Origin of the sequence: Stenotrophomonas africana, from assembly GCF_013004645.1 — a bacterium.
Lineage (GTDB): Bacteria > Pseudomonadota > Gammaproteobacteria > Xanthomonadales > Xanthomonadaceae > Stenotrophomonas > Stenotrophomonas africana.
Window position 1 is genome coordinate 24,975 of the sequence record NZ_JABEME010000012.1, and the last position, 13,866, is coordinate 38,840.

General features: G+C 65.7%; 15 protein-coding genes. 5 read left to right on the forward strand and 10 right to left on the reverse strand.

The genetic code is table 11. The features are described 5' to 3' along the window. Window position 1 precedes the first annotated feature (1 nt). Window positions 2-922 (reverse strand): non-homologous end joining protein Ku, encoded by a 921-nt coding sequence (gene ku / locus HLA98_RS17750; RefSeq protein WP_057501590.1) that lies wholly within the window; start codon window positions 920-922, stop codon window positions 2-4. Between the two features lie 139 nt (window positions 923-1,061). Continuing rightward, a complete protein-coding gene (locus tag HLA98_RS17755; protein WP_185805993.1) occupies window positions 1,062-1,328 on the reverse strand; it encodes a hypothetical protein in 267 nt (88 codons plus the stop codon). 278 nt (window positions 1,329-1,606) lie between these two features. Here HLA98_RS17755 and HLA98_RS17760 point away from each other — a divergent pair, with 278 nt between their 5' ends. Continuing rightward, a complete protein-coding gene (locus tag HLA98_RS17760; protein ID WP_005411772.1) occupies window positions 1,607-1,945 on the forward strand; it encodes a hypothetical protein in 339 nt (112 codons plus the stop codon). 35 nt (window positions 1,946-1,980) lie between these two features. On the opposite strand, the gene HLA98_RS17765 is transcribed toward HLA98_RS17760, so the two are convergent. Next, complete coding sequence (locus HLA98_RS17765) at window positions 1,981-4,074, reverse strand: TonB-dependent receptor family protein (protein ID WP_057501589.1); 2,094 nt, start codon at window positions 4,072-4,074, stop codon at window positions 1,981-1,983. Between the two features lie 171 nt (window positions 4,075-4,245). Here HLA98_RS17765 and HLA98_RS17770 point away from each other — a divergent pair, with 171 nt between their 5' ends. The 3 genes from HLA98_RS17770 (at window position 4,246) to HLA98_RS17780 (ending at window position 7,605) form a co-directional block, all read left to right on the forward strand. Continuing rightward, window positions 4,246-5,448 (forward strand): amino acid aminotransferase, encoded by a 1,203-nt coding sequence (locus HLA98_RS17770; protein WP_057501588.1) that lies wholly within the window; start codon window positions 4,246-4,248, stop codon window positions 5,446-5,448. A 321-nt stretch (window positions 5,449-5,769) separates the two neighbouring features. Further along, on the forward strand, window positions 5,770-6,786 hold the full coding sequence (locus HLA98_RS17775; RefSeq protein WP_057501587.1) for a class 1 fructose-bisphosphatase: 1,017 nt from the start codon (window positions 5,770-5,772) through the stop codon (window positions 6,784-6,786). Window positions 6,787-6,894: 108 nt separating this feature from the next. Next, window positions 6,895-7,605: a 2OG-Fe(II) oxygenase gene (locus HLA98_RS17780; RefSeq protein ID WP_057501586.1), complete on the forward strand. Its 711-nt coding sequence runs from the start codon at window positions 6,895-6,897 to the stop codon at window positions 7,603-7,605. 84 nt (window positions 7,606-7,689) lie between these two features. On the opposite strand, the gene HLA98_RS17785 is transcribed toward HLA98_RS17780, so the two are convergent. Together HLA98_RS17785 and HLA98_RS17790 are read right to left on the reverse strand one after the other, a co-directional pair. Continuing rightward, complete coding sequence (locus tag HLA98_RS17785) at window positions 7,690-7,872, reverse strand: hypothetical protein (RefSeq protein WP_232015486.1); 183 nt, start codon at window positions 7,870-7,872, stop codon at window positions 7,690-7,692. 352 nt (window positions 7,873-8,224) lie between these two features. Continuing rightward, a complete protein-coding gene (locus HLA98_RS17790; RefSeq protein ID WP_057501599.1) occupies window positions 8,225-8,818 on the reverse strand; it encodes a hypothetical protein in 594 nt (197 codons plus the stop codon). Between the two features lie 318 nt (window positions 8,819-9,136). Here HLA98_RS17790 and HLA98_RS17795 point away from each other — a divergent pair, with 318 nt between their 5' ends. Further along, window positions 9,137-9,442 (forward strand): hypothetical protein, encoded by a 306-nt coding sequence (locus HLA98_RS17795; RefSeq protein ID WP_129550606.1) that lies wholly within the window; start codon window positions 9,137-9,139, stop codon window positions 9,440-9,442. Between the two features lie 148 nt (window positions 9,443-9,590). Here HLA98_RS17795 and HLA98_RS17800 read toward each other — a convergent pair whose 3' ends face one another. From HLA98_RS17800 to HLA98_RS17820, 5 genes are all read right to left on the reverse strand, one after another. Beyond that, a complete protein-coding gene (locus HLA98_RS17800; protein WP_057501585.1) occupies window positions 9,591-10,682 on the reverse strand; it encodes a PA0069 family radical SAM protein in 1,092 nt (363 codons plus the stop codon). Between the two features lie 142 nt (window positions 10,683-10,824). Further along, window positions 10,825-11,568: a pyridoxine 5'-phosphate synthase gene (locus tag HLA98_RS17805; RefSeq protein WP_057501584.1), complete on the reverse strand. Its 744-nt coding sequence runs from the start codon at window positions 11,566-11,568 to the stop codon at window positions 10,825-10,827. Between the two features lie 9 nt (window positions 11,569-11,577). Then, window positions 11,578-11,847 carry a hypothetical protein gene (locus HLA98_RS17810; protein WP_049447425.1) on the reverse strand — a complete coding sequence of 90 codons (270 nt, stop codon included), beginning with the start codon at window positions 11,845-11,847 and terminating at the stop codon, window positions 11,578-11,580. Between the two features lie 40 nt (window positions 11,848-11,887). Then, window positions 11,888-13,348: a cardiolipin synthase gene (gene cls / locus HLA98_RS17815; RefSeq protein WP_057501598.1), complete on the reverse strand. Its 1,461-nt coding sequence runs from the start codon at window positions 13,346-13,348 to the stop codon at window positions 11,888-11,890. A gap of 102 nt (window positions 13,349-13,450) precedes the next feature. After that, on the reverse strand, window positions 13,451-13,864 hold the full coding sequence (locus HLA98_RS17820; protein ID WP_005411740.1) for an ExbD/TolR family protein: 414 nt from the start codon (window positions 13,862-13,864) through the stop codon (window positions 13,451-13,453). Window positions 13,865-13,866: the final 2 nt, after the last annotated feature.

Below are 13,866 nucleotides of genomic sequence, written 5' to 3' on the forward strand. Positions count from 1 at the left end.
TTCAACCTGCCTTGCGCCGGGGTGCGGTCTTCTTTGCAGCCTTCTTCGCTGTCTTCTTTGCGGCCTTCTTCACCGGCGACTTGGCGGCTGCTTTGCGCGCTGCCGCCTTCTTCGCCGGCGTGCGCTTGTTCGCATCCAGGCTCTTCTGCAGCAGCGCCATGAAGTCGACCACATTGGTACTGGCGTCCTCGCGCGGTGCCGGCTCATCGTCCACCCGCGTGGTGCCGCCCTTGGACTTGATGCGCTTGTTCAACACCTGCTGCAGGCGCTCGCGGAATTCATCGTGGTACTGCGACGGATCCCAGTCGCCGGCCATCGACTCGATCAACTGTTCGGCCATCGCCGTTTCCCTGCTGGTGATGCGGTAGTCGGACAGCTTGCCGGTGGGCAGCTTGTAGTCCTCCGGATCCACCAGTTCCTGCGGATAGCGCAGGATCATCAGCACCAGCGCGTCCTCATGCGGCATCACCGCGCACAGGTATTCGCGCGTGCGCACCACCACCCGCGCGATGCCCACCTTGCCGGTGCTGCGCAGCGTTTCGCGCAGCAACACGTAGCCCTTTTCGGCCTTCTTGCCGGGTACCAGCAGGTAGGGCTTCTCGTAGTAGCGCGGGTCGATCTGCGCCGCATCCACGAACGATTCCACTTCCACCGCTTCGTGGCTCTCCGGTGCGGCCGAGCGGATGTCGCCTTCCTCCAGCACGACATAGCTGCCCTTGTCGTACTCGTAGGCTTTGACGATGTCCTTCCAGGGCACTTCCTCGCCGGTGTCGGCGTTGACCCGTTCGAAACGGATCGGCTTGCGGTCGCGGGAATCGAGCATGCGGAACTGCAGATCGACCTTGCGTTCGCCGGACATCAGCGACACCGGCACGTTGAGCAGGCCAAACGACAACGTACCGGTCCAGATCGGGCGAGCCATGGACGCACCTTTGATGAGGCAGGGTGCCAAGCGTGGGCCGGAGGGCGTAAACCAGCCGTGTCCGTGCCGTGCACATCAGGTGGCGCCGTCGCGTTGATGTAGAGCCGAGCCCACGCTCGGCTGCTTCACCTGCCCATCGTTACTGCAGCAACGGCCTCACTGCCGCCGCCGGAATATGGTCCAGCGCGCGCCAGGCGTCCTCCACCACCGGCCGTGCCTGCGACCAGCCCAACCGTGACTGTCCGCGCATCTGTTCCCAGTGCTCGGCCAGTTCCTCGCAGGTATCGGCGGCATCACCGCGTGGCCAATCCGCGGCATGGGTCGTCAGCGCGAAGGCATACACCGGACACAGATCACGCCAGTTGCGGTGGCTCTGGCCACGCCTCTCCTCATAGTCGCTGAGCATGTACTGCAGGTAATCCTACGCCACCGCCTGCGGGTCTTCCGGGCGGCGCGTGCGTCGCTGCGCGGTGCGCTGGCCGAGCGGATCGAGCAGGGCGTTGAACACGGACGGTGCGGGTCGTTCAAGACGGGGCATGGCCGGCTCCTGCAGCGGGGGCGGGTGGGCAGGAATACGCGCGGTGCCGTTACCGGGGGGTGAGCGAGATGTTCATGACGCCAGGTTCGCGGTGGCTTTACCTGCGGAGCGGTGTAGTGGAATCCCCCAAGGGCAGGTACCAGACCATGAGCCGAGAGACCTCGCGAGACCCGCTGCGGGAAAACCACCCGCCCATTCCCGGCGAGCAGCGCGGCAAGCGCGATGCCGACAACGCCGACTACCGCGGCACCGGTGCACCGTTCTTCGATGCCGAGCACGACCACCTGCCGGTGAAGCATGAGGCTGAACAGGCGGCGCAGGACCGCAAGGATGGCGGTGACCGCCATCGCGGTGGCCAGGAGAGCCCGCTCAAGCGCCGCGAGCGCAAGCAGCGCGCCAGCGACAACCAGGACGAGGCGCTGGAGGAGACCTTCCCGGCCAGCGACCCGACCTCGCCGTTCGTGCCAGCCAAGGCCCCCGACTGACCGGTCGTGCCGGGCCGCCGGCCGGCACGACCCCTTCAGCGCCACGACCATTGCAGGCCGACGTTGGCTCGCCGTCCCGGGCCCGGTTCGTAGAAGCGGCCATTGCCGTCATTGACGATCACCGAGCCGATGTAGGCCTGGTCCAGCACGTTGTCCAGCCGGGCGAAGGCGCGCAGCTCGCCACCCGGCAGGGTCCAGCGACGGCCGGCTTCCAGGTTCAGCAACGCATAGCCCGGCGCGCGCTCGGTGGCCAGGTCGTTGACCACGGTATCGCTGCTGGCAGAAGCCTCCAGCGCCCACTGCCAGTCGGCGGGGCTCCACTGCAGCCGGGCGAAGGCCTGCTGGCGCGGCACACCGGGCAGGCGGCTGCCCGCAGCAACCACGCTGTTCGAGGTCACGTACGGCGAGCGCACCTGCGCCTGCAGCCAGGTCCACGCCAGCTGCAGTTCCAGTTGCTCGGCCAGCGGCTGTCGATACTGCAGTTCCAGACCCTGACGACGGGTTCGGCCGATGTTGCGATAGGTGCTGCGCCCACCAATATTGCTGGCAACGGCCAGCTCATCGTCGGTATCTGCACGGAACAGGCTGATATCGAGCTGGGTGCCATCCTGTGCGTGCCACCTGCTGCCAATCTCCAGGCTGCGGCTGCGCGCCGCCGCCAGATCCAGCGCCAATCCGGCCTGGCCGTCGGCGCGATAACCCAGTTCGTTGAAGGTTGGGGTTTCGAAGCCACGTCCCACCGCCGCGTGCAGCCGCCACTGCGGGCTCGCCTCGAAGCTGATCCCGGCCACCGGCGTGGTCGCCTGGTAACGGCGATGGCCACTGTCATCCGGGTTGCGGGTGGTGATGTAGCGATCGTCCGAGTCGAAGCGCACGGTGCTGTGGCGCAGGCCGGCCAGCAACGACCAGCGCGGGCTCCATTGCCACCAGGCCTGGGCGAACTGGTCCACGTTCTGCACGACGTCGATCTGGTCACGCCGCAGGCGCCCGCGCACGCCCAAGACACTGCCGATGAAGTTCTCGTAGCCGGTGCGGTGCTGGCGCTGGCGGTCGGCGCTGAGCCCGGCCACCAGATCCAGCGGTCGACCCGTCAGATCACCGTGCCAGCCCCAGCGCGCGTCCAGCCCGCCGTAGCCGCCCTCCAGATCGATCACGCCGCCGGCATGCAGCGGGCTGTTGGTCTGGGGTGCCGGCGGAATCGGCAGGTACTGGTGCACCGCGCGCTGGCCGGCATAACCCATCAACTGCCAGCGCTGCGCTCCGGTCTCCCGCGTCCAGCGTAGGCCTGCCTGCTGCTGGCGCACCGATTTTCGCGTGTTGTACTGGTGCGCCACCGCCGTGGCCTGGCGCGGATCCGCCGCCACCTGGGTACGGGTCAGGCCCAGCGGATCCTGGGCATCGGGGGCGTCAAGCGCATTGAGCAGCAGCTCCAGCCGCCCACCGCCCAGCTCGCCACCGATGCGTGCGTTGAGCGATTCACGGCGCGCGCGGCTGTGGTCGCGCCAGCCGTCGGTGCGGAAATGACCAGCGGCGATGTTGTGGTCCAGCCCGTGGCCGGCACCCTTCAGCTGCGCGCCGACACTGAGTGTGTTGTCAGCCCCGGCGTTGAGGCGCAGCCGCCACGGGTCGCCGGCCTGGCCCTGCGCGCTCCAGACCTGCAGCACGCCGCCGGAGGAATTGCCATACAGCGCCGAGAACGGCCCGCGCAGTATCTCGATGCGCTCGGCGCCCAACAGGCTGGCATGCGACAGCTGGCCCTGGCCATCGGGCATGGTCGCGGGGACGCCGTCGATCAGCACCCGCACCCCGCGCACGCCAAAGGTCGAGCGCGCGCCGAAGCCACGGATCGACAGCTGCGTGTCCTGGGCAAAGTTCTGCCGGTCGCGTGCCAGCAGTCCGGGGACCCCAGCCATGGCCTCAGACAGCTGCGCGCCGGTGCCCGCGCGGCTGGCATCGATCCAGACCGTGTCCTGGCTGGCCGGCAGCGCGAACGGATCGATGCCCGGCACCCGGGCGGCCTGCACCTGCACTGCAGGCAGGGCGGTGGGCGCAGGCTCGGCCACCGCCGCCCAGGGCGACAGCAGCAGGGCGGACAGCGGCAGGCAATGGCGTCGTGCGGCGGGATTCATGATTCAGGTTGATGGATCGGGCGGCAACGCACGCCATGGTACGGGGCCGCAGATGACGATGGCGGCGGCCAGCCCCTGCAGGCTTTGTTACGATGGGCTGTTTCCGGCTGAAACGCCGCAGACCGCGTAGCGCACTTCCTCCCCCTTTCCGTCTACCGAACGAGTACCGCCGTGTCCTTCTTTGCAAACGTGGAACTGGTCCCAGGCGACCCGATCCTGGGCCTGACCGAGGCGTACAACGCCGACAGCCGCCCGACCAAGGTCAACCTGGGTGTGGGCATCTACTACGACGAGAGCGGCCGCATTCCGCTGCTGCGCGCCGTCAAGCAGATCGAGCAGCAGCTCGCCGCTGAAGCCAAACCGCGCGGCTACCTGCCGATCGATGGCCTGCCGGCGTACACGCAGGCCACGCGTGAACTGGTGTTCGGCAAGGACTCGCCGCTGCTGGCCGCCGGCCGCGTCACCACCGCACAGACCGTCGGTGGCAGCGGTGCGCTGCGCGTCGGCGCCGACGTGCTGAAGAAGCTGCTGCCGCACGCCACCGTTGCGCTGAGCAACCCGAGCTGGGAAAACCACCGCGCCGTGTTCAGCGCGGCCGGCTTCGAGGTGCTGGATTACACCTACTTCGATCCGACCACCCACGGCGTCAACTTCGACGGCCTGCTGGCCGACCTGGGCAAGCTGGAAGCCGGCACCGTGGTGCTGCTGCATGCCTGCTGTCACAACCCCACCGGTGCCGACCTCACGGTCACCCAGTGGAAGCAGGTGGCACAGCTGCTGAAGGACCGCCAGCTGTTCCCCTTCATCGACATGGCCTACCAGGGCTTCGACAAGGGCATCGAGCAGGACGGCGCCGCCGTGCGCATCATCGCCGAAGCCGGCATCGACAGCTTCATCGTCGCCAACTCGTACTCCAAGTCGTTCTCGCTGTATGGCGAGCGCGTGGGTGCGCTGTCGATGGTGGCGCCGACCGCCGCTGACGCCAAGGCCGTGCAGTCGCAGGTCAAGCGCGTGATCCGCACCATCTATTCCAGCCCGTCCACCCACGGTGCTGCGCTGGTGGCCGGCGTGCTGACCAACCCGGAACTGCGTGCGATGTGGGAGCAGGAGCTGACCGAGATGCGCGAGCGCATCCATGCCCTGCGCCAGGGCCTGGTCGAGAAGCTGGCCGCTGCAGGTGCACCGCAGTTCGGCTTCATCAACGAGCAGGCCGGCATGTTCTCCTACTCCGGCCTGAGCCGTGAGCAGGTCGAGCGCCTGCGCGACGAGTTCGGCATCTACGCCGTCGGCACCGGCCGCATCTGCGTGGCCGCGCTGAACCAGAACAACCTGGAATACGTCGCCAAGGCCGTGGCCACCGTCGCCAAGGGCTGAAGCAACGCTCCAGTAGCTTGAAGACAAAGGCGCCGAAAGGCGCCTTTGTTTTTTGCTTTTGTTCTTGCCATCCCACCGCGCTCGCGGCGAACCCTGAAGCGCGCGGGAGGGGGAGGCGATGCAGGACCGTTGGCGCCATCGAGCTTACATGGACGTACTTGCAGCGTGTCCTGCATCGCCTCCCCCTCCCGTGAGCCTCGACAAAAGGAAGGCGCCACGAGCGCAACGCATCTGGAAACGATTACGCCTTCCCGCGCTCACGCACGGCCCCGCCAGACGGGCGACAATAGGCGTTTTCCCGCTGCCGAGACCTGCCCGCTCATGTCCCGTACTTCGTTGACCCGCTTCCTGATCCAGGAACAGCACGCCGGCCGCATCAACGCCGACCTGCGCCAGCTGATCGCGGTCGTCGCCCGCGCCTGCACCAGCATCTCCATCGCCGTCAGCAAGGGCGCCCTTGGTGGCGTGCTGGGCGATGCCGGTACCGGCAACGTGCAGGGCGAAGCGCAGAAAAAGCTGGACGTGATCAGCAACGAGATCCTGCTTGAAGCCAACGCGTGGGGTGGCCACCTTGCCGCCTGCGCCTCGGAAGAAATGGACCACAGCCAGCCGGTGCCGGACATCTACCCGCGCGGTGATTTCCTGCTGTTGTTCGATCCCCTTGATGGCAGCTCCAACATCGACGTGAACGTCTCCGTCGGCACCATCTTCTCGGTGCTGCGCTGCCCGACCAACGTGGAACTGCCGGGCGATGACGCGTTCCTGCAGCCGGGCAGCAAGCAGATCGCCGCCGGCTACTGCATCTACGGGCCCAGCACCCAGCTGGTGCTGACCGTCGGCCACGGTACCCACGCTTTCACCCTGGACCGCGAGAAGGGCGAGTTCGTGCTGACCACCGAGAACATGCAGATCCCGGCGGCCACCCAGGAATTCGCCATCAACATGTCCAACCAGCGCCACTGGGAAGCACCGATGCAGGCCTACGTGGGCGATCTGCTGGCAGGCAAGGAAGGCGCGCGTGGCAAGAACTTCAACATGCGCTGGATCGCCAGCATGGTGGCCGACGTGCATCGCATCCTGACCCGCGGCGGCATCTTCATCTACCCGTGGGACAAGAAGGATCCGACCAAGGCCGGCAAGCTGCGCCTGATGTACGAGGCCAACCCGATGGGCCTGCTGGTCGAACAGGCCGGCGGCGCTGCCTGGACCGGCCGCGAGCGCATCCTCGACATCCAGCCCGACCAGCTGCACCAGCGCGTACCGGTGTTCCTCGGCTCGCGCGAGGAAGTGGCCGAAGCCGTGCGCTACCACCACGCACACGACGACGCACAGGGCTGACGGCCTATCGCCTGACAGCGGTCATGGCAGAACGATGACATGACCGTGGGGTGACACCGAGGGCGGCAAACGGCACCATCAAGCCGTTGCCGCCTAAGGAATGCACGCATGCACGAGCAGGGCCCGGTCGATTTCATTGAAGTCATCCACAACGCCGTCCCCAGCGAGGTCTGCGCGGCCATCGTTGAACGCCTGCGCGCCACGCGTGGCCTGCAGCCCGGTGCCGTGGGCAGTGGCGTGTTCCCGGAACTCAAGCACAGCAAGGATCTGCGCATCAGTGGCCTGGACGGCTGGCAGGATGTCGACCAGCAGCTGCAGATCGCGGTGTTCAACGGCCTGCTGACTTATCTACGCCGTTATCCACAGGCGTTGATTGCACCACTGATGTTGCAGATCCAGGACAGCAACGGCCAACCGCGACGCCTGTCTGCCGAGGACTTCCCCGACATGCCGCAGCAGCAGCTGGCCGACCTGGCCCGCACCTGCCTGCGGCCGGGTGCGATCAACCTGCAGTGGTATGCGGCCGGCGAGGGCGGCTACCCGTACTGGCACTGCGAGCTGTACCCGAAGGACCCGCAGGCCGAGACCCTGCACCGGCACGTGCTGTGGACGCTGTACCTCAACGACGGATTCGAAGAGGGCGAAACCGAGTTCCTGTTCCAGGGGCGGAAGATCGCGCCGCGCACCGGCAGTCTGTTGATTGCGCCGACGGCGTTTACCCATACCCATCGCGGTAACAGGCCGCAGGGGGGGGACAAGTTCATCGCGACGAGTTGGATCCTGTTCCAGAGCGCGCAGAAGTTGTTTGGGGGCGGGTGACGTCGGATCGGCAGGCCGATATCGCTTGCCTGGTAGAGTCGAGCTTGCTCGACTGAACCTGGAGCGAGGTGGAGCAACTCGACGCTACCGCGGGCGACGGCGATAGAGAATCCCGCCGGCCACAGCGCCGAACACCGCCACACCGAAGCCAATGAGCTCTTCTTCTCCAAGCGCGTCGCCCGACATCAGCTTGCCGCCCGTCAGCAGCAGAACGTTCAACGGAAGCATCCACAGGACCGCGATGCCCAGCCAGTAGATGATCTTCATGTCATGTGCTCACGGGTCCGGATACATCGACTTGAACCAGTAGGCGGATCTGTTCCGCATCCATGAGCTGAATTCTCCCGTCTCCAGTTTCCGCAGCTGGCGCATGTCTATTCCATAGCGCTGGAACAGCGAAATCAACTCTCTCATACCTTCGTCATCCACAGCCGACGGATCAACAGAGACGTTTGATCGTCCTGAGGAACCCTTCGACGGACACCACGCCCGGAATCTGGTTCAACCTGGAGAAGAACGCATCCTCGTCCAGTCGTGAGTAGAACCTCAGGGAGTAAATTTCTATTTTCAGCATTGCCAGTCGTCGCAGAAGTGATTGCATGCAGGCAGTTCCACCCAGCTATCGGGTGGGACCAAAGGATCCCCAGAGATCGTCGTTTCCTCCTTGCCAGGCACTGAGCTTCTCGACAGGGATTTCCTTCAGTTGACAGGTGAACTGGAGATAGAAGGAACGGTCTTCTTTTCGATAGCTGTTCCACCCAACAGCCGTCACTTTGACTTCGATCTGACTATCGCCCTTGTGCGGCTGATGCAGTTCGACGTCCGCTGAATCGGACAGCCAGTAGTCTCCCTTGTGCGCGAAGCCCGCGCCGCCACTTGTCAAGCGCGCATGCACCACCTGCGGCATCCCTTCCGACGAGGGCGCGTATCGCTTCAAGCTGCCTGTGATCTTGATGTACTGCTGGGAATCGATCACGCCTGGCGACTCCGAGAGGAGGCGCAGCAGAAGGAGGGTGTCCGTGCCGTTGCGCACCCTCTGACCTGTATTCGCCACCCACAGTCGCTGTTCGAACTCGTCCAGGCCAGCCGGCATGTTGGTGACGATCGCGGCCTGCGGAACGACGATGCATTCGTGCAGGGCGCGAGCCTCCACCTGTGCGCTCGCAAGGTAGAGAAGGAGACCACTGGCGTGGAAGCAGTGCGTGCGTTTCATCATGTACAGCACGTTCGTGCGGATTCAGTTGCGCGAACGTCTGGAGGGGTGTGCCTGTTCGAAGGGGGATGCCTCCGGATCATGCACTCCCGTCCATGCATCAAGCTGCTCCAGAGACAATGGCTGGGCTCTCAGATGCTCTGACACCGTGGTCGGTGCCTCGCACTCTCCCGGCCATTGCAGTGGGCTTGCAGAGCGAAACGTTGCATCGACCTGGACCTCGATGCCGGAGTCTCCTGCGGAAACCACGGTAATCTGCCCTGCGACCGGCACTGCGTAGCAGCCCGTCTTTCCGGCAAACGCGCTGGACCCTCTGCTATGGAACATCCGTACTCGATCATTTGGGACAGAGAACCGGTCGCCTGCTTTCGCATCAGCGGGGAGCTGGATCGTGAGCTTGCTGAAGGTGGAACGGTCGGTCCTCCACGACGAGCGGAATCGTCTCAGCCCGATCACTCGGCTGTCCCCGGCAACGATCTGGTGACAAGCGAAGAGCCGCTGGCGCGGCTCGACCGTAAGGCAGGCGGGGTCGCGCATGGCAGCGTCTTCAACCACAAACGCACGGGCAGCCTCTGCATCGGTACCACAGAAAAGCAGAAACGCACCACAGCTGGAGGCATGTGAGCGCTTCATGTGCGAACCGATTCGTCGTCAAGCGAACGGCATCGCACTGTAACGGATCCTGGGTCATCCATCTGCCTCCCTCCCTGGCTTGCAGGCCATCCGGCCAAGCGCAGATTGTTGCCGGTAAGCCGGGCAGCGGTCCAGCGTTCTAGAACAGACTTCCCTGCGGCGAATCCTTCTTCGGCGGCAGCGGCTTCAGGAACCGGCTGCAATCCAGCTTCGGCCAATGGCTGTTCTGCGCATTGAACCCGAGACGCTTTCGCGCCAGCTTGAAGCGGTTGTTCAACAGATCGGCATACACGCCCTGGCCACGCATGCGGGTGCCGAACTGGCTGTCGTAGTCCTTGCCGCCGCGCAACTGCTGGATGGTGCTCATCACGTGCGCAGCGCGTTCGGGATGATGCGTATCCAGCCAGTCGCGGAACAGTGGCGCCACTTCCAGTGGCAGGCGCAGCAGCACGTAGCCGGCGGTGCTCGCACCTGCATCGTGCGCGGCCTCCAGCACGGCTTCCAGTTCGCTGTCGTTGATCCACGGGATCACCGGCGCCACCATCACGCCGACCGGAATGCCGGCGTCATGGAGGCGCTTCATCGCGCGCAGCCGTGCATGCGGCGCCGACGCGCGCGGCTCAAGCTTCGCGGAAAGATGCGGGTCCAGCGAGGTCACCGAGAAATGCACGCTGACCAGGTTCTCCGCCGCCAGCGGTGCGAGCAGATCGATGTCACGCTCGACCAGTGCGTTCTTGGTGATCAGCGAGAACGGATGCCTGGTTTCCAGCATCACTTCGATCAGCTGGCGGGTGAGCTTGAACTTGCGTTCGATCGGCTGGTACGCATCGGTGTTGATGCCCAGTGCGATCGGCTGCGGTACGTAGCCCGGCTTCGACAGTTCCTTGCGCAGCAACTGTGGTGCATTGGTCTTGGCGAACAGTTTGGTTTCGAAGTCCAGGCCTGGCGACAGGTTCAGATAGGCGTGCGAGGGGCGCGCGAAGCAGTACGAGCAGCCGTGCTCGCAGCCACGATAGGGATTCACCGATTGACTGAAGCCGACGTCCGGCGAGTTGTTGCGGGTGATGATGCTGCGCGCGGTTTCGGCGCGCACTTCGGTGCGCAGGCGCGGGGCAAGGAACTCATCGCTCTCGTCGACCGCCCAGCCGTCGTCCACCGCCTCGCTGACGGTGCTTTCAAAGCGCCCGGCAAGGTGGGACGTGGAACCTCGGCCCTTGATCGCAATACCCATTGCGGCAGGGTACGCCGTGGCTGTCTCAATGGCTGCGACGGCCGTCTGAAGGGTTCAGGGCGGTGCTGAGCCGAGCATGGGCTCGTCTCTACGGTTGATGCAGAGACCTTGTAGAGCCGAGCCGACGCTCGGCTGCAATGCATCAAAGCAACGCCAGATACCCGCGCACCGTGGCATCCAGTCCGTCATACAGCGCCTCGCCGATCAGCGCGTGGCCGATCGACACCTCCAGCACCTCCGGCACGTGGGCCAGGAAGTCACGCAGGTTGTCCTGCGACAGGTCATGGCCGGCGTTGACCCCCAGTCCCACTGCCTGCGCACGGCGCGCGGCGGTGGCGAACAGCGCCAGCATCGCGTCGGCATCGCCGGCCGCGTGGGCTTCCGCATAGGGGCCGGTATACAGCTCGATGCGATCGGCGCCGACTTCGGCCGCCTGCTCCAGCAGTGGGTTGCCCGCGTCGACAAACAGGCTGACGCGGCAGCCCAGTGCTTTCAGTTCCGCAACCAGCGGGCGCAGTCGCTCGGCATCGCGCTCGAAGTCAAAACCGTGATCGGACGTGATCTGCCCATCGCCATCCGGCACCAGGGTGGCCTGCGCCGGGCGGATCTGTTCGCACAGCGGCAGCAGGCCCGGGTAGCCCTCGCGCGGTGGCGCGAACGGGTTGCCTTCGATGTTGAACTCGACACCCCGCACGCGGGTCAGCATGGACAGCGCCAGCACGTCCTCGGCGGTGATATGGCGGCGGTCCGGCCGCGGGTGCACGGTGATGCCATGCGCACCGGCATCCAGGCAGGCCTGGGCGGCACGCACCACGTCCGGTTCGGCACCGCCGCGCGAATTGCGCAGGACGGCGATCTTGTTGACGTTGACGCTGAGCTGGGTCATGGAACGGAACTACTTGGAAAGAGGGGACGGATCGTGATCGTTGGCGTCTTCGTTGCGGCGGGCCTGGGCCTGCTCGCGCAGGCGGCGCAGCTCCTCGGCATCGACCAGGGTGGCGGGGTCGCGCTGAAGGTCGCCGAAGCGGGCCACATAGCGGCCGCGCACCCAGGCCAGCAGGAAGGCGAGGGCGGCCAGCAGGCACAGGCTCATCAGCCCCGCGCTGGGCGTCTTCAGTGCGAAGGCAAAGCAGCCCAGCGCCAGCAGCAGGTACAACCAGTACATAGTCGGGCTCCCCGGGTGATCGCCGCAGTGTAGCGCTGCGTCAGAGCAGCGGCGAGGCCAGCCGGGCGAAGGCCTCGGGCAGGCGGTGCAGCCACAACGAGCGGCCGGCCTGGTCGTGCACCCGCGTGGAACGGTCGAATTCGCCCTGCAGCAGTTCGGCCAGCGCGGCGACGCGGTCACGGTCGCTGATCATCATCGACAGCTCGAAGTTCAGCCGGAAGCTGCGGTGGTCGAAGTTGGCGCTGCCGACGATGCAGACATCGTCATCGGCGATGAAGGCCTTGGTATGCAGCATGCGCGGGCCGTACTCGTAGATCTTCACCCCCGCGTGCAGCAGCTCGTCGAAATAGGAGCGTGCGGCCTGGGTGACGAACCAGGAGTCGCTCATCTTCGGCACCAGCAGGCGCACGTCCAGGCCGCCCAGCGCGGCCGAAGTCAGGGCCATCCGCGCCGCTTCGCCGGGCACGAAGTAGGGCGTCACCAGCCACACGCGCTCGTGTGCTTCCTGGATGGCTGCCACGTGCAGGCGGTGGATGGTTTCCCAGCCCGAGTCCGGGCCGGATACCAGCACCTGGGCGTTGATCGGGCCGTCGCCGCGCAGCGGCATGTCGGCTGGCCACAGGCGGGCGATGTCCATGCGCGAGGGATCCTGCCCGCTGGCGTAGAGCCAGTCCTCGGCAAATACCAGCTGCAGGCTGCGCACTACATGGCCGCGGATGCGCATGTGCAGGTCGCGGTAGGCGTCCGACTTGCGGCTTTCGTCCTCGTCGTCGGTGATGTTGATGCCACCGGTAAACGCCAGCCGGCCATCGACGATCACCAGCTTGCGGTGGGTGCGCAGGTTCAACCAGGGGCGCTTGAAGGGCTTCAGCAGCTGCCGTGGGTGGAACCAGATCGCTTCACCACCGGCGTCGAGCAGCGGCTGCAGGAAGCGGCGGGGCAGGGCGGAAGAGCCCACGGCATCGAGCAGCAGGCGCACCTGCACGCCGGCCTGTGCGCGCTCGACCAGGGCGTCACGCAGGGCGGTGCCGGCATGGTCCGGGTTGAAGATGTAGTACTCCAGATGCACGTGGTCGCGTGCCTGCGCGACGGCCTCAAGCAGCGCCGCGTAGGTCGCCGCGCCGTCCACCAGCCAGGTCACTTCGGTGGCGCTGCTCGGCGCAAGCCCTGTCGTGGCCTGGGCGATCTTGGCCAGCTCGGTGCAGTCGGCATCGGGCGGGCAGACGTCGCTGTAGTGCTCCATGCCCGACCGCGCGCGGCCACGGCGCAGGCGCTGCCGCTTCACCTTCTGCGGGCCCAGCAGGTAGTAGATGAAGAGACCCAGGTAGGGCAGCAACGCCAGTGACAGGATCCAGCTCAGCGTGGCCACCGGTTCGCGCTTCTGCAGCATGATCCAGCCTGCCAGCGCGAACAGGTACAGCAGGTAGGCCACCGCCAAGATCGTGCCGAGATGGGCGATGCCGTCAAGCCAGTGGCGCAGGGAGTCGAAGAGGGCGAGCATCCGCCGATCATAGCGGCCCCGGCCATCCGGCATGAAAAAAAACGCCCCTGTTTCCAGGGGCGTCTGCAGTCGCGTCATGACTGTTGTGTTGCGGTGTAACGATTACTGCTGCACAAAACCGATCTTCTTCATCTGAGCATTCTTCGCGGCGGCCAGAACCTTGGCCATCACGTCGTACTCGGAATCCGGGCTGGCGTCGATGCGCAGTTCCGGCTGGTTGGTCGGGTCACGCTGGACCTCCTGCTCCATCCGCTGCTGCAGCTCGCTGGTATTGATCGGGCTGTTGTTCCACGAGACCTGGTTGCTGGCGTCGATCTTCAGTTCGATCGGCGGCGGCGGTTCGACCAGCTGCGGCGGTGGATTGAGCACGCGCTGCGGCAGGTCCACGGCGATCGGGTACGTCATGATCGGCGCGGTCACGATGAAGATGATCAGCAGAACCAGCATCACGTCCACGAGGGGCGTGACGTTGATGTCTGCCATGGGGCCCTTGCCACCACCACTACTGAATGCCATGG

Coding starts and splice junctions, on each gene's coding strand:
- ku (WP_057501590.1), bottom strand. CDS start 922: ATGGCTCGCCCGATCTGGACCGGTACGTTGTCGTTTGGCCTGCTCAAC.
- HLA98_RS17755 (WP_185805993.1), bottom strand. CDS start 1,328: ATGCTCAGCGACTATGAGGAGAGGCGTGGCCAGAGCCACCGCAACTGG.
- HLA98_RS17760 (WP_005411772.1), top strand. CDS start 1,607: ATGAGCCGAGAGACCTCGCGAGACCCGCTGCGGGAAAACCACCCGCCC.
- HLA98_RS17765 (WP_057501589.1), bottom strand. CDS start 4,074: ATGAATCCCGCCGCACGACGCCATTGCCTGCCGCTGTCCGCCCTGCTG.
- HLA98_RS17775 (WP_057501587.1), top strand. CDS start 5,770: ATGTCCCGTACTTCGTTGACCCGCTTCCTGATCCAGGAACAGCACGCC.
- HLA98_RS17780 (WP_057501586.1), top strand. CDS start 6,895: ATGCACGAGCAGGGCCCGGTCGATTTCATTGAAGTCATCCACAACGCC.
- HLA98_RS17785 (WP_232015486.1), bottom strand. CDS start 7,872: ATGAAGATCATCTACTGGCTGGGCATCGCGGTCCTGTGGATGCTTCCG.
- HLA98_RS17790 (WP_057501599.1), bottom strand. CDS start 8,818: ATGAAACGCACGCACTGCTTCCACGCCAGTGGTCTCCTTCTCTACCTT.
- HLA98_RS17795 (WP_129550606.1), top strand. CDS start 9,137: ATGGAACATCCGTACTCGATCATTTGGGACAGAGAACCGGTCGCCTGC.
- HLA98_RS17800 (WP_057501585.1), bottom strand. CDS start 10,682: ATGGGTATTGCGATCAAGGGCCGAGGTTCCACGTCCCACCTTGCCGGG.
- HLA98_RS17805 (WP_057501584.1), bottom strand. CDS start 11,568: ATGACCCAGCTCAGCGTCAACGTCAACAAGATCGCCGTCCTGCGCAAT.
- HLA98_RS17810 (WP_049447425.1), bottom strand. CDS start 11,847: ATGTACTGGTTGTACCTGCTGCTGGCGCTGGGCTGCTTTGCCTTCGCA.
- cls (WP_057501598.1), bottom strand. CDS start 13,348: ATGCTCGCCCTCTTCGACTCCCTGCGCCACTGGCTTGACGGCATCGCC.
- HLA98_RS17820 (WP_005411740.1), bottom strand. CDS start 13,864: ATGGCATTCAGTAGTGGTGGTGGCAAGGGCCCCATGGCAGACATCAAC.